This is a genomic window from Evansella cellulosilytica DSM 2522 (assembly GCF_000177235.2).
GTDB lineage: Bacteria > Bacillota > Bacilli > Bacillales > Salisediminibacteriaceae > Evansella > Evansella cellulosilytica.
This window is the reverse complement of the sequence record NC_014829.1, coordinates 3,108,538-3,122,927: the sequence shown is the minus strand read 5'-3', so window position 1 is coordinate 3,122,927 and position 14,390 is coordinate 3,108,538. Positions and strand designations below refer to the sequence as shown.

Genomic DNA, 14,390 nt, shown 5'->3' with positions numbered 1-14,390 from the left:
AAATGGCGAGAATCACAAAATGGAATCCAGAGGATGAACATTTTTGGGATACAGAGGGGAAGTATCATGCGCGAAGAAATTTATGGATATCAATACCTTCACTATTTCTTGCGTTTGCAGTTTGGCAAATTTGGTCTGTAGTAGCGGTAAATTTAAATGATGTTGGGTTTTCTTTTACCGATAGAGAACTCTTTTTACTTGCTGCACTACCTGGACTTACAGGTGCAACTTTAAGAATTATTTATACTTTTTTAGTACCTATTTTTGGTGGGAGAAATTGGACTGTTATTAGCACAGCCTCCTTATTGATACCTTCAGTAGGAATTGGTATTGCAGTTCAAAATCCGGATACACCATTTATAACAATGGCTATATTAGCCGCCCTTTGTGGATTCGGTGGTGGAAACTTTTCATCAAGCATGTCAAACATAAGCTTTTTCTACCCGAAAAAGGCTAAAGGAACTGCGCTTGGATTAAATGCGGGAATCGGAAACTTAGGTGTTAGTGCAGTGCAATTACTTGCACCACTTGTAGTTACCTTTGCACTGTTTGGAGCATTTGCAGGAGCGCCTCAATACTTAGGGGACGGAACCCAGGTTTACTTACAAAATGCAGCTTTTATTTGGGTGATTCCAATTATACTGACGGTTATTGCTGCTATTTTTGGTATGGATAATTTACCTGGTACGAAAGCATCTATTAAAGAACAATCAGTCATCTTTAAAAATAAGCATACGTGGATCATGACTTGGCTATACACGATGTGTTTTGGTTCGTTTATCGGTTATGCTGCAGCATTTCCATTGCTCATTCGCACAGAATTTCCTGAGGTCAATGCGATGGCATTTGCATTTATTGGTCCCTTTATTGGTGCTGCGATTAGACCACTAGGTGGTTGGCTTTCAGATAAATTAGGTGGAGCATTTGTTACCTTTTGGGACATTATTTTAATGATAGGAGCAACACTCGGTGTTCTTTACTTTTATAATGCTGGTAATTTCACAGGGTTTTTGATTATGTTTATCGTATTATTTTTTGCCACTGGTATCGCAAATGGATCAACATTTAGAATGATTCCGTTCATCTTTAATCAGAAAGAAGCAGCCGCAGTGTTAGGTTTTACAGCAGCAATTGCAGCATATGGAGCATATCTGATTCCTAGCATTTTTGGTTGGTCTATAGATACTACTGGAACAGCAAATTTGGCTCTTTATATTTTCATAGCTTACTATGTAATCAGTTTAGTAATGAACTGGTACTACTACTCGAGAAAAAATGCTGAAGTGAAATGTTAAATATTTAACCTTGACGCGTGGGAGAGATTTAATTGCTGCATTCTAGTTTAGTGGAGATTATCTTATTAGAATGCAGCCTCAATCCCTTCATTAAATGAATATATTATTATTTACACAAACTGGATTGAGCTATCTCAAACCAGTTTTCTTTTCAACAGCAGAGACGCTCGTTTCACTTTTCGATAAGTGACAAAAGATAGAAAAAGACGAACAATTAACGTACATTAGGCATAGTGATTGGGAAAAAGTAACTGTCATACAATAGTCAAATTATTATCACTTTTACCTATACGAATAGTGTTAACATAAGGGTAGTAAAATAAATGCAAAACGAATGACAGAAAGTAGGGTTTTCTCATGAATAAGAAGCAACTCCAGATGAAAAGATTCTTTAATGAACTCTCAGAGGAAAACCAAAAGCTATTACTTAGTTATGGATTAGAGATAAAAGTAAAAAGTGGAACATTTCTCTTTTACGAAGGGGATTTTCCTGAGCATGTATATTTAGTGTGCTCTGGCAAAGTGCGGTTAAGTAAAATGACAGCGGATGGAAAAGAGTTTTCCGTTCATTTAAAGCAGAAAGACGAACTTGTCGGTGAGGTAGGATTATTTAATGAAATGGCAATTAGTGTAACGGCCGAAGTGATTGATGATGCTACACTTGTTCGATTTGATAGACATACATTAGAAGAGTTATTTCGTGAAAATGGTGAAATTGCTGTTGCCTTTATGAAATGGTTTGCAAGACATACACAGTCTACACAAGCAAAGTTTCGCGATCTAATTCTTTGTGGAAAGACTGGTGCCTTATATTCAACACTGATACGATTTAGTAATTCATATGGTGAAGATAGAGATGGTTCCATCTTTATTAATGTACAACTAACAAACCAAGATATTGCAAACTATATAGGGACGACACGTGAAAGTGTCAATCGTATGCTCAATGATTTGAAAAAAACTAATATCTTATCGATGAAAGACGGATATATTACTATTCATAATATACAATTTTTTAAAGATTATTTACATTGTGGTGATTGTCCAGTTGAAATATGTACAATTTAAAAAGGGTTTCCTGCGCAAGGCGATATAGTGCCTCGCGCTTTTTTTACATTAAAGGTTCGAGGTGTAGATCTTCACCAAAAAAAGATTGTTCCCCTGAAGTAGTTAAAAGAGTACAGGAAATGGATTTTATTTTGTGATCATCGCTAACTACTTCCTCGTACGTTAAAAGAATACCGTGACCGAGTTCTTCTTCACCATGGAAAATGACAACTCGTTGTCCTTCTAGAGAACGGTGTTTCGCTTTATTGATATATTTTGTCCATGATGGAAATCCATGGTATACATTAACTTTGTTACCTTCTGAGTCATAGCCTAAATGTGCTTTAGCATCATCGATGTGGCAATCGAGATTATCATCAATGCTTTTAATTAAACCATAAATTTGCTCACAATCATCCATTGTTACATTTTCAGGAAAAGTGAGAACTAAAAGGTCTTTATCTAATTGGCCTTTTAGCTCTTTTCTAGAGATTTTAGAGAGCTTCTTAACAAATATACCATTTTTATTTTTAAAACCTAAATCTTCAAGAAACTCATGAAGATTAGGCTCTTTTTTGTACGTAATCTTTACACTTAACATATAAAAACCTCCTTATATGTACATTACAATAACAAATAAAGTCTGTATATGATGTATAAAACATCACATATATGTCTTTATGAAATGTGATATTTATCACAAACTTTATGTTAAAATTCCTTTATTATTAAAATATAGCCTCTGTTAAAGGAGAGTATTGATTTTAACGAAGGTGCGAGCCCACTGTGGCAACTGAGCATATTGAAGCGGAAATGATCAACAAAGTTTTAACATAGACAAAATATAAAGTTGTTTTAGAGAGGTGAATGAGATGAAATGGTACATTCCAAGAGAGCATGGTGCGTGGGCGATGCTTATTGTCCCTTACTGGATAGGAGCAATAACTAGCGGTTTTCAATGGGGACACCTACTATTTTTTTTAGGAGTATTTTCCTTTTATTTTGCCCAATCGCCTTTATTAACGTATATAAGAAATACGAAAAAAAGTGATGTGTGGCCATCCTTCATAGTATACATGATCATAGGGGGGATGTTTACTGTTCCTTACGTGATCATATACCCACATATTCTATTTATAGGAAGCGTTATTATTGCCCTATTTGCTTGTAACGTTTATTTTGCAAAAACAAAGAGGGAAAGATGGTTTATTAATGATTTGATCGCTATTGTTGCGTTATCTAGTCTTTTGCCTATTGCTCATATTATAAGTGGAAATGTTTTACAAGGTCATGTATTTACTTACTTGTTTTTAACTGTTTTATACTTTACTAGCAGTGTTTTTCATGTTAAATCATTAATAAGGGAAAAGAATAACCGGTTATTCCACAAATGGTCATTTGCGTACCATATTGCAATAGTAATCATCACTATTTATCTGCAATATTATCTTATAGCTATTGTCTTCATTATTACATTCCTTAAAGCAATTGCATTTCCAAAACAGCTATTAAAGAAGCCTATGAATATAGGAATTGTTGAAATAATAAACAGTTTACTATTCTTCATTTTTATCATCCTTCATCACATTTGAGGTTGACTCAAAAGATTCAATTCTATACTATGAGTCAACCCTTTTCTACATTAAGTGGTTAAAATGAGATATTATATTTGTCTACGGTGAAAAATATTCATCTTAAACGTCCCTCGTATAATCTAACCGTTCAAACATGAAATTAGTATATCTTCGTCTTTCTTAAATGCGCTAAGGAAAGTCCAGTTTCCCACACCACTGAGAAAGGAAAGGACCTTTCACTTTTCTAAATAAGATTCGTAATATCCCACCCCTCTCAATAGATTTAAGCAAGCTAATTCATTTTAAAAAATAGATGACACAATTTCTAAAGGAAACAAGAACTAATTTATAAAAAAAGAGAACGAGGCAGTAAATTACGAATAAGATATTGATGAGGAAGACTGGAGTTAAACTTAATTTAATTTATATGAGAAATATTATTGGAGAGGGATGAACATGTCGATAAATGAAAGAGTTTTAACAATTGAAGGACTAAAATGCTATGTCCATCTTCCTGAAAAACCTAATGGATTTGCAATTCTTCTACTCGGTGATAAACACCACTTCGTTCATAGTACTACTAGTTCGTGGATTCAGCACCCTTTACGCAATCAGTTTCTTAATAGACTAATAGATGAAGGGTACACTGTTTTTTATTGTGATCCTAAACATATTCATTGGGGTAATGATCAGGTGTTTCATGTAGTAGAACGTTTAGTTAAATACGTTTTAACATCGGAAATTATAAATGAAAAAATTCATATATTTGCAGAAGGAATAGGAGCATTGATTGCCTTTAGATTAATGACACACCAATTTATTCAAATACGTTCAATTATTTTATACAATCCATGTATAGATTTATTCCAACAATACGAAGAAGAAAAAAAGAACCGTTTTTTTTATAAGCGTTTTATTCAAGAAATTAAAGAAGCGTATCGTGTTGAAGAGAAGAACGTAGAGAAATTATGTAAAGAAAAATCGTTAATACTAAATGATATACCAATGTATCTACCTTTTCGTGTTTTTCAAGTGATTTACCAGGCACCATATAATCCTGATATTCATATCCGTTCTTTTATTCAGCGAAGGAAGGATATTCAAAGGGAGCTCATCACTACTTTTTATATGCCGGGTAAAACGGTCGAACAATTTTCTAGTCAAATGATTAATTTTTATAGAAAACACGAAAAGAAATTAAAAATGTACAATATAAGAAAGCGGTAATAGGAAAAAAGTTTCACTTGCACAATTTAGCTTCTTTTGTAATGATAAAAAAGTAAAAAAAGTGAAAGGGGTGGAAGAATGAAACTGTTGTATGGCGTAATGATATTTGCAGTTGCCACCCTTCTTTGTTTTATCATTCTCTCTCAATTTTTTGCATCAGAAGGAATTGTTGTCCTTTTTGCTATATGCTTTGGATTTCTATGTGAATATATTTTTTATCGATCGAAAATGAGAGGCTAAAATGTAACATAAAAGTAAGAATCGGATTGTCCTTTTCTCTATAATTAAGAATATAATGGAAAGGAGAGTGATTAGTTAAAAATTAAATAATTGGCGCAGAGGAGCGTGTCGTTAGAAAATGAAGGGCTATATTTATTTATTGATAGTATTAAGCATCTTACTATTTACAGGCTGCTCACAAAGTGATGAAACACATGTAGAATTTAAGAAAATAGGATTGTTATTATCTGATCCAATTGATGATCACGGTTGGAATAGTAAGGCTTATCAAGGAGTACTTAATATTCAGTCTACATTTGATGTTCAAGTATACATAAAGGAAGATATTCAAACATCCGAACAAATATATGAATCTATAGAGGAATTTAGTAACGAAGGAGTCACACTTCTTTTTGGACATAGCTATTTATATGCAGACTATTTTATGGATTTAAAAGATGAGTATCCCCATATTCATTTTGTAAGCTTTAATGGAGATGTTTCTGGAGATGGGATAACAAGTATTCATTTTGAAGGTTATTCAATGGGCTATTTTGCTGGAATGCTAGCGAGTGAGATGTCTCATTCTAATAAAGTAGGCATCATTGCCGCATTTCCATTTCAACCTGAAGTAGAGGGCTTTATTGAAGGGGCAAATTATCAAAATGAAAATATAAAAGTTTTTACAGAATTTGTTTATGATTGGACAAATGAAGAGAAAGCTCTAGAGCATTTTTACAATATGAAAGGGCTTGAAGTTGATATTTTTTATCCTGCAGGAGATGGATTTCATGTAACACTTGTCAATGAGATAAAGGACTCTGGGTTATATGCAATAGGTTATGTCGGCGACCATATCGACTTAGGCGAATCTACTATTCTAACAAGTACAGTTCAAGATGTGGAGCGTTTATATGAGCATGTAGCTAATGAGTACCAAAATGGCACATTAGAGAATGGTAATATATACTACGATTTTGAAGAAGGCGTTATTTCATTAGGTACATTTAGTACAGAGGTGCCTGATGAAATAAGAGAAAAAATTGAAGTAGCGATTGCCCATTACATTGAAACTGGTCAATTACCACATGAAATGAATGAATAATTCAATTATATCCTATAATGGTAAATGTATTAAAATGCAAATGAAGAACCCTTTCATTTGCATTTTATAATTTTACACCTCAAAATAATGATTAAATGGCAATTCAAAAAGGGGATTTTATCATGCCGCAAAATAAGGCGATTAAAAAAATGGCCGATCGTGTAGTGGAAGGTTATGAAGCAATTCATCAGAAAAATTATGGTAGAGCGAAACAGCTTCTTGAACCTTTACGAGAGCTACTTCATCAAGAAGATAGACCGAATATTACTTTCTTATCTTATTTGGCGATTGCCCAAATTGGTACAAAAGATATTGAAAATTTTCTAGAGACATTTGAAGAACTGGAAAAGTATGATGCTAAAAATGTCAAAGAGGAAAAATTGAAAACGAGAGTAGCTGAACTTTTCCAAGAACTAATGGAATCGCTTGGCGATACACGTATAGGCGAATAACGTTTTTCTTCCACTGGCTAAGTGCAGGCGCCCGTTGCGCTTCTGGACAGGTACATAGAGTCAAATGCCCTCATATGATACTAAAGAAGACATGACAAGAGGTTGCTTCATCCTCAGAGCATGGAATAAAGGAGGTAGTTTTACGTGCATATGTCTCCAATGTATCAACAACAACACGGATGGTATAGAAATCAAGGTGGACATCAGCATCATCATGGAGGGCAAGAAAGATTTGGGCCTATTTTACCTTTTGTAGCAGGATTAGCAGGTGGTGGTTTACTAGGAATGGCATTCTCAGGTCCACGCCCACAAGCTTATGCGCCAGTGCCAGCCCATGGTCACCCAATGCCTTATGGTGCACCGCACTATGGTCCTCATCATGGACCACACTATGGCCCAAGCTACGGTCCAAACTACGGCCCAGATTATGGACCAAACTATGGTCCGAATTATGGTCCAGATTACGGTCCAAACTACGGTCCAAACTATGGACCAGATTACGCACCGAATATGGGACACAATTAGCTTGCAATAAATTCTTCACGTATAACTGAATTGTTTAATAAAATGATGTTCTTGTAGAGAGGGAGATGCAACAGGATGATTTTTACCTATTGCGTCTCTCTTTCATATTCAAAATAAGAAAGTCATCAATACATATACACGACATAATGAATACAGTTTGTTATTATATATTTTAATGTAATGATCATTTTGAGGACTGATAAAGTAATAATTGCATTTTTTTTAGCACTAGGTCATAATATTAACTATAAAAAATAATAATAGAATATTTCATATAGATTTTTTGAGGAGGAAGAGGTATGCAAGCAGGAATTTTAGGTGCTGGTAAATATGTACCGGAAACAGTAGTTACAAATCAAGAGCTTGAAAAGAAAATTGATACAAATGATGAATGGATAAGAACAAGAACTGGAATCAAAGAAAGAAGGATAGCTTCAGATGAGATGGATACTTCTCATATGTCGTATCTTGCGGCTAAAGAGGCGCTTTTGAATGCAAATGTATCAGCTGAAGATCTAGACCTTATTCTAGTTGCCACAGTTACTCCTGATCACGCTTTTCCTTCGGTATCATCCATGTTACAGCATCAATTAGGTGCACAGAAGGCCGCTGCAATGGATATAAGTGCTGCATGTGCGGGTTTTATTTATGGCATGGTGACAGCAAAACAGTTTATTGAAACTGGTGCATATAAAAACGTCCTTATCGTTGGTGCAGAAAAACTCTCAAAAATTGTAGATTGGCAAGACAGAAATACAGCTGTTCTTTTTGGTGATGGTGCAGGTGCTATCGTTATGGGAGAGGTTTCGAGTGATAAAGGGATATTGTCCTTTGAATTAGGTTCAGATGGAAGCGGAGGAGAACATATTAAGCTTCACGAATTTCTTCATATGAATGGAAGAGAAGTATTTAAATTTGCAGTAAGACAAATGGGAGAATCCTCGCTAAATGTAGTGGGGAAAGCTGGGCTGAACAAGGAGGATGTTGATTTTCTCATCCCGCATCAGGCAAATATTCGAATAATGGAATCAGCAAGACAAAGATTAGATTTACCGATAGAAAAAATGTCAATGACGGTTGATAGATATGGAAATACGTCATCCGCATCAATCCCATTATCGTTGGTGCATGAACTAGATAGCGGGAAAATACATGATGGTGATGTGCTTGTACTTGTAGGATTTGGAGCTGGATTAGTTTGGGGTTCAGTAGCATTACGTTGGGGACGATAATTCGTTTAGATGACCAAATTACAAAGAAATGAGAGGAGTTCGTTAAAATGGAAAAAAAACGTGTTGTTATAACAGGAATCGGAGCTGTAACTCCGTTAGGACTAGATGCTAATACGACTTGGGATAGACTTGTAAAAGGAGAATCAGGGATTGGTAAGCTAACGAAATTTGAGGATGCCCAATTCCCAACAGAAGTAGTTGCCGAAGTAAAGGATTTTGACCCTGCAGTCTTTATGGATGCAAAAGACGCACGAAAAATGGACAGGTTTACGCAATTTGCTGTCGCAAGTGCACAGATGGCAGTGAAGGATGCGAAATTAACAATTAATGATGAAAATGCTCATCGAATCGGAGTTTGGATTGGATCTGGAATTGGTGGAATGGAAACATATGAAAAACAATTCCGTTTATATGAAAAACGTGGACATCGTCGCGTCAGTCCATTTTTTGTGCCAATGTTAATCCCAGATATGGCTTCTGGACAAGTATCGATTTCATTAGGCGCAAAGGGAATCAATTCATGTACTGTTACAGCTTGTGCATCCGGTGCTAATTCTATCGGAGATGCTTTTAAAGTTGTTCAACGAGGAGACGCTGATATTATGATAACAGGTGGAGCTGAAGCACCTATTACAGAAATGTCTCTTGCAGGATTTAGCTCTGCTAAAGCGATGTCGACAAATCCAGACCCTAAATCTGCTAGTAGACCTTTTGATAAAAACCGTGACGGATTTGTTATGGGAGAAGGTGCAGGGATATTAATTTTAGAGTCCTTAGATTCTGCACTTGAACGAGGAGCACACATTTATGCAGAAGTTGTAGGGTATGGTTCAACTGGTGATGCATATCATGTTACAGCACCAGCTCCTGAAGGGGAAGGTGCAGCAAGAGCGATGAAACAAGCTTTAGACGATGCAGGCTTGCAGCCAGATGCTATTACGTATATAAATGCCCACGGAACGAGCACGGAATATAATGATAAATATGAGACTGCAGCAGCTAAAACAGTATTCGGTGATCATGCGTATAAGTTGGCAATTAGCTCTACTAAATCAATGACAGGACACTTACTAGGAGCAGCAGGTGCAGTGGAGTCGATTTTCTCAGCAAAAGCTATCGAAGATGGAATCATACCACCGACGATAAATTATGAAACGCCAGATCCTGAATGTGACTTAGATTATGTCCCGAATGAAGCTCGTCATCAAAAAGTTGACGCGGTTATGAGTACGTCTCTCGGCTTTGGGGGACATAATGTTGCACTAGTATTTAAAAGCTACAGAGCATAACAATTAGGGAATAACTCATATGAGAGCAATTTGGCGCGAGGCAACCAATGAAACGCAAAAAAAACTATTTAAAAGAATATCGTGCGACATATGGAAAACTCACATGAAAAAGAGGGTTTCCCAAAAGCTATTAATAGCTTTGAAATGGCGCCACTCACCGCGGGACACTATAAAAAAACCACTTATAGTGGTCTTTAAGGGATTGCGACGGTTACGCACATAGCTTATAGAGGTTGACTCAAAAGGTAAAAATCGACCTTTTGAGTCAACCTCTTTTGTATATTTTAATGTTTTATTGTCAGAGTCCAAATAGTATCCTATATCTTATGTAATTGAACCTGGGAATAAAGTACCCGAGTTCAAAATTCCTTAACTTTAAACGAAGCACTATTTTCCTCGCTGATAAGGCAGAGAGGTTCCCCTTTTCTATCTGAAATTGAAAAAAGTGTAAAGTTGTCTATTCTTAATCTTCGAAGGTAGAATTATTATCATCCATTAATTCAGTTCCTAAAAACTCGTGTAAAGCCTCTTTGTTTCTATCCCAATCTAACATTAAGACTGCCCCTGCATGAGAAAATGTTTCATCGTAATAGGCATCAGAAAGAGGGATAGTTATTGTTTCAATATCGTCAACAGGATTTAAGACAAAGCTTCTTCCGTAAGAAATCATTTTGCTTGTATCAATATTCGTTTGTATATAAGGTTCAATCGAACCTAATAGTTGTGGAATACGGCGAACACCTGAAATAGATAGCAGTTCACCTGATAGAGAATCAAGCACTTGCTGTTGTCTTCGAACTCGACCGAAGTCATTTTCAAAATCACTACGGAATCGCACATATTTTAGTGCTTCATCGCCTGACATCGTTTGTAAGCCTGGTTGGAAATCGATGACAAGGGAACGTGTTTCATAATACATTCGTCTTTCTACATCAATTTCAATGCCTTCAGGTGCTAACGTATCGACAATACGTTCGAAGCCATTAAAATCAACTTGTGCATAGTAGTGCACATCCACATCGAAGTTCTCCTTGATTGTTTGGCGTAAAAGTTCAAGACCACCAAAAGAGAATGCAGCATTAATTTTATTTTGGCCGTGTCCGGGAATGGTCACATACATATCACGCATAAGTGAAACGAGCTTCGCAGTTCCTTTTTCAGGATGATATTGTGCGATCATAATCGTGTCTGTTCTTGCAATATCTTCATCATCATCAATACCAATGAGTAAAACATTCATATAATCTAAGTCTGCTTCTTCAGGAGCATTAAACTCAATTTCTTCGTTAGAAGGTAATTGGCCCCCACTTTCTTCAATATGGCGCAGTGATTCTTGCCTAGCACGTTCATAGTCATTTTTTGCCCACACTGCAATAGAAAGACTCGCTAATACAATTAGTAACAAAATGAGGATGATTATTTTACGACGAAAAGTAAATAAATTGCTGAATTTGTTTTGCATTTATTGTCACCTCTATTCATTGCGATTATAACAGATAAAGGCAGATAACATAATGGTTAACTTATTAAAGTAATTTATTCGTAATATTAGTTTTATATTAGTAAAGTTTAGTTTTTTGTATTATTTATAAATATTATTCAGTGGAAATCAGACTTCAGACGGATAGTTAAACGGACCAGCGCCTGTTTTATATTGTTTTGCAAACAACTACACTTATATTAAATAATAGGAAAAAAATCAATTGGCGTATTAGCAAGTACAGGATAAAATAGAGAAGAGACGCTTGATTTCCGAAATAAAGGAGACAAAACCATGAAGAATATTTTTGGATTACTTATATTAACTATTGGGCTTTTGTTTTTATTGTCTAACACTGGACTAATAGATACAGATGTAACAAGTATTTTTTCAACATTTTGGCCCATTTTAATCGTCCTTATTGGTCTGAAAATGTTTTTTGAAGGTAGCATTTACTTTTTCCAAAGCTTAAAACGAGACAATGTTAGTTTTAGTAAAGCTGTGTGGGGAGCTTTAATTTTAGCTATAGGAATCATTTTACTAGGCAATAACGCTGAATGGTTTGCTTATACGCTATCTGACTTATGGAGTTGGATTTGGCCATTATTAATTGTTTATATTGGATTTAAGTTAATTTTTAATAAAAGAAACGATATTATTATCGACTTAAACTGGGATAAAGGGAGCACTGATCATCATCATTCTGATGATGTTTCCATAAAAAAGAAGAACAAAGAGAAAAAAAAGCAGAGTGAAAAACACCACGCTTTTATAGGAGATATTCAGCTAGGAAAGCACCCTTTTGAAATAGACGGAACGAACATCTCTATGGGAATTGGGAGTATTGAAGTCGATCTAACAAGGGCAGTTCTCAAAGAAGGCGAAAATATGATTGATATTCGTTCTTGGATAGGATCAGTTGAAATACTTGTTCCACGTGACATGGCTGTGAAAGCTGTCGCAGATGTACGAATTGGTGAGGTGACATTATTCGATGACACATATTCGGGGACAAGCAGAAAAGCAACGTATACGAGTCCAAACTTTCATGATGCTGATAAAAGGGTCATCCTCTATGTCAATTTGAATATTGGTGATGTGGAGGTTTTGACAGTTGATTAAAAAGAACAGAAATAAGAAAGCGAAACCATTAAAGCAGGATCGAGGACTAAAAGGAATATTATGGGATCTTCTCCGTTTACAAGGAAAGATTACTCTCACTGCTTTTTTTGTTACGATATTAATCATTTTGATTATGCAAACGTTAATTCCAGGTGCATTTAACTCGATACTTAATATACATGAGAGCTTCGAGGAACGAATTCAAGCACCTATTAGTTATATAAGCTTTTTGCTCATTTATTCTATCGTTTTTTTAGGAACAGCTTGGGTTTTTACTTATTCTTATGGTGCACAATTAAAGAGATCTATTACATCCATTATTCATCAATTAAAGCAATTTCAAAGAGGTGCCCTTGGTCATAAGATTGAAGTAGAAAGAAGAGATGAACTTCATAAACTTGCAGACCAAATTAATGAATTAACAGATGATGCGAAAAAGCAAATAGTATCGATGAGACGTGTATTAGATGAAAATGCGCAATTGATTGCAGATGCTGAGCTTGCAGCTAGTTTAGAAGAAAGAAGGAAACTAGCAAGGGATTTACATGACTCAGTGAGTCAAGAGTTGTTTGCCGTTTCAATGTCTTTAAGTGCAATGCCGAGGCTTTTAGAGGCGAAGCCGGATAAGGCGAAGGAAGTATTTAAACAGACAGAAAAAATGGTTCACCATGCACAACAAGAGTTAAGAGCTCTCATTATGCACCTTCGACCAATAACATTAGAGGGAAAAGGCTTATACCAAGCAGTTGAAAGTTTATATATTGAATTAAAGAGGAAGCACCCGCAACTACAGGTGGAATGCGAATTAAATAATATTCCTAAAGTTGCTCCAGGTGTTGAGGAACAGCTATTTCGAGTAATTCAAGAAGCGATATCTAACTCATTAAGACATGGTAATCCTAAATCACTAAAATTTAGATCAGATTATAAAGGTAAACGGTTACTGCTAGTATTAGAGGATGACGGGGATGGTTTCGACATGGAGAAAGTGATGAATAAACAACAAGTGAGCTACGGTCTCCATTCCATGAGAGAAAGAATTGTAGAGTTAGGTGGACATTTTACGATACTCTCTTATCCAAATAAGGGGACAAAAATAGAATTAAGAGTTCCAATAGTTGAAAGCGTTGAGGAGGAACGAGATAATGAGTGAAAAAATTCGTTTATTAGTTGTAGATGATCATGAAATGGTGCGAATGGGTTTAATCACCTTTTTACAATTAGAAGATGACATTGAAGTTGTAGGAGAAGCATCTAATGGAAAAGAGGCCATTACATTAGCGAGAGAACTATCCCCAGATGTTATATTAATGGACCTTTTGATGGATGAAATGAATGGTATCGATGCAACTAGGGAACTTACAAATGATGATGTGAAAATAATTGTACTAACTAGTTACTTAGACGATGAAATGCTTTTTCCAGTCATGGAAGCAGGTGCATTCAGTTACATATTAAAAACGTCTAGTGCGAACGAAATTGTTGAAGCAATTCGCAAAGCACATAAAGGTGTACCTACATTTCAAGGCCAAGTGACGCAAAAGATGTTTCATCAAATGCGTTCTAAGCCCAAACATGAGGAATTAACTAATCGAGAAAGAGAAGTATTGGCTTTAATAGGACAGGGGAAAACAAATAAGGACATAGCAGAGACACTGCATATAGGTATAAAAACAGTGAAAACTCACGTTAGCCATATCTTAAGTAAGCTAGAGGTGGAGGATCGTACTCAAGCAGCTATTTATGCAAATAAAAATAAACTTACTTAAACCGAATCTACCGTATTTTTAGTGGGTTTCTCATAGTAGTCGCGCAACGAACGA

General features: G+C 35.6%; 15 protein-coding genes. 13 read left to right on the top strand and 2 right to left on the bottom strand.

Annotated elements, in window-relative coordinates; translation table 11 throughout:
• The first annotated feature begins 2 nt into the window (after positions 1-2).
• Positions 3-1,295 (top strand): NarK family nitrate/nitrite MFS transporter, encoded by a 1,293-nt coding sequence (locus tag BCELL_RS14505; protein ID WP_013489512.1) that lies wholly within the window; start codon positions 3-5, stop codon positions 1,293-1,295.
• A 357-nt stretch (positions 1,296-1,652) separates the two neighbouring features.
• Complete coding sequence (locus BCELL_RS14500; RefSeq protein WP_013489511.1) at positions 1,653-2,363, top strand: Crp/Fnr family transcriptional regulator; 711 nt, start codon at positions 1,653-1,655, stop codon at positions 2,361-2,363.
• 43 nt (positions 2,364-2,406) lie between these two features.
• Here the strand turns inward: BCELL_RS14500 and BCELL_RS14495 are convergent, their stop codons facing one another.
• Positions 2,407-2,943, bottom strand: coding sequence for a hypothetical protein (locus BCELL_RS14495; protein ID WP_013489510.1), 537 nt, complete (start codon positions 2,941-2,943; stop codon positions 2,407-2,409).
• A gap of 271 nt (positions 2,944-3,214) precedes the next feature.
• On the opposite strand from BCELL_RS14495, the gene BCELL_RS14490 reads away from it, so the two are divergent.
• From BCELL_RS14490 to fabF, 8 genes are all read left to right on the top strand, one after another.
• Positions 3,215-3,934, top strand: coding sequence for a YwiC-like family protein (locus tag BCELL_RS14490; RefSeq protein WP_013489509.1), 720 nt, complete (start codon positions 3,215-3,217; stop codon positions 3,932-3,934).
• 438 nt (positions 3,935-4,372) lie between these two features.
• Positions 4,373-5,143: a hypothetical protein gene (locus BCELL_RS14485; RefSeq protein WP_013489508.1), complete on the top strand. Its 771-nt coding sequence runs from the start codon at positions 4,373-4,375 to the stop codon at positions 5,141-5,143.
• 78 nt (positions 5,144-5,221) lie between these two features.
• On the top strand, positions 5,222-5,383 hold the full coding sequence (locus tag BCELL_RS22660; RefSeq protein ID WP_157184206.1) for a hypothetical protein: 162 nt from the start codon (positions 5,222-5,224) through the stop codon (positions 5,381-5,383).
• Positions 5,384-5,501: 118 nt separating this feature from the next.
• On the top strand, positions 5,502-6,467 hold the full coding sequence (locus BCELL_RS14480; RefSeq protein ID WP_013489507.1) for a BMP family ABC transporter substrate-binding protein: 966 nt from the start codon (positions 5,502-5,504) through the stop codon (positions 6,465-6,467).
• Positions 6,468-6,589: 122 nt separating this feature from the next.
• Positions 6,590-6,919, top strand: coding sequence for a hypothetical protein (locus BCELL_RS14475; RefSeq protein WP_013489506.1), 330 nt, complete (start codon positions 6,590-6,592; stop codon positions 6,917-6,919).
• A gap of 150 nt (positions 6,920-7,069) precedes the next feature.
• Entirely contained in the window at positions 7,070-7,444 is a 375-nt protein-coding gene (locus BCELL_RS14470; protein ID WP_245547027.1) for a penicillin-binding protein, read from the top strand.
• A gap of 299 nt (positions 7,445-7,743) precedes the next feature.
• Positions 7,744-8,676, top strand: a complete 933-nt coding sequence (locus tag BCELL_RS14465) for a beta-ketoacyl-ACP synthase III (protein WP_013489504.1) — start codon at positions 7,744-7,746, stop codon at positions 8,674-8,676.
• Between the two features lie 47 nt (positions 8,677-8,723).
• The gene (gene fabF / locus BCELL_RS14460) at positions 8,724-9,965 is read left to right on the top strand and encodes a beta-ketoacyl-ACP synthase II (RefSeq protein ID WP_013489503.1); all 1,242 of its coding nucleotides are present in this window, start codon (positions 8,724-8,726) and stop codon (positions 9,963-9,965) included.
• A gap of 463 nt (positions 9,966-10,428) precedes the next feature.
• On the opposite strand, the gene BCELL_RS14455 is transcribed toward fabF, so the two are convergent.
• Complete coding sequence (locus BCELL_RS14455; RefSeq protein ID WP_013489502.1) at positions 10,429-11,427, bottom strand: LCP family protein; 999 nt, start codon at positions 11,425-11,427, stop codon at positions 10,429-10,431.
• Positions 11,428-11,739: 312 nt separating this feature from the next.
• Here BCELL_RS14455 and liaF point away from each other — a divergent pair, with 312 nt between their 5' ends.
• Genes liaF through BCELL_RS14440 form a run of 3 tightly spaced genes read left to right on the top strand, consistent with a single transcriptional unit; the run spans position 11,740 to position 14,336 of the window.
• Positions 11,740-12,567 carry a cell wall-active antibiotics response protein LiaF gene (gene liaF / locus BCELL_RS14450; protein ID WP_013489501.1) on the top strand — a complete coding sequence of 276 codons (828 nt, stop codon included), beginning with the start codon at positions 11,740-11,742 and terminating at the stop codon, positions 12,565-12,567.
• Entirely contained in the window at positions 12,560-13,720 is a 1,161-nt protein-coding gene (locus BCELL_RS14445) for a sensor histidine kinase (protein WP_013489500.1), read from the top strand. Before liaF ends, BCELL_RS14445 begins: the two co-directional genes overlap by 8 nt.
• On the top strand, positions 13,713-14,336 hold the full coding sequence (locus BCELL_RS14440) for a response regulator (protein ID WP_013489499.1): 624 nt from the start codon (positions 13,713-13,715) through the stop codon (positions 14,334-14,336). The genes BCELL_RS14445 and BCELL_RS14440 overlap by 8 nt, the downstream gene beginning before the upstream one ends.
• The last annotated feature ends 54 nt before the right edge of the window (positions 14,337-14,390 follow it).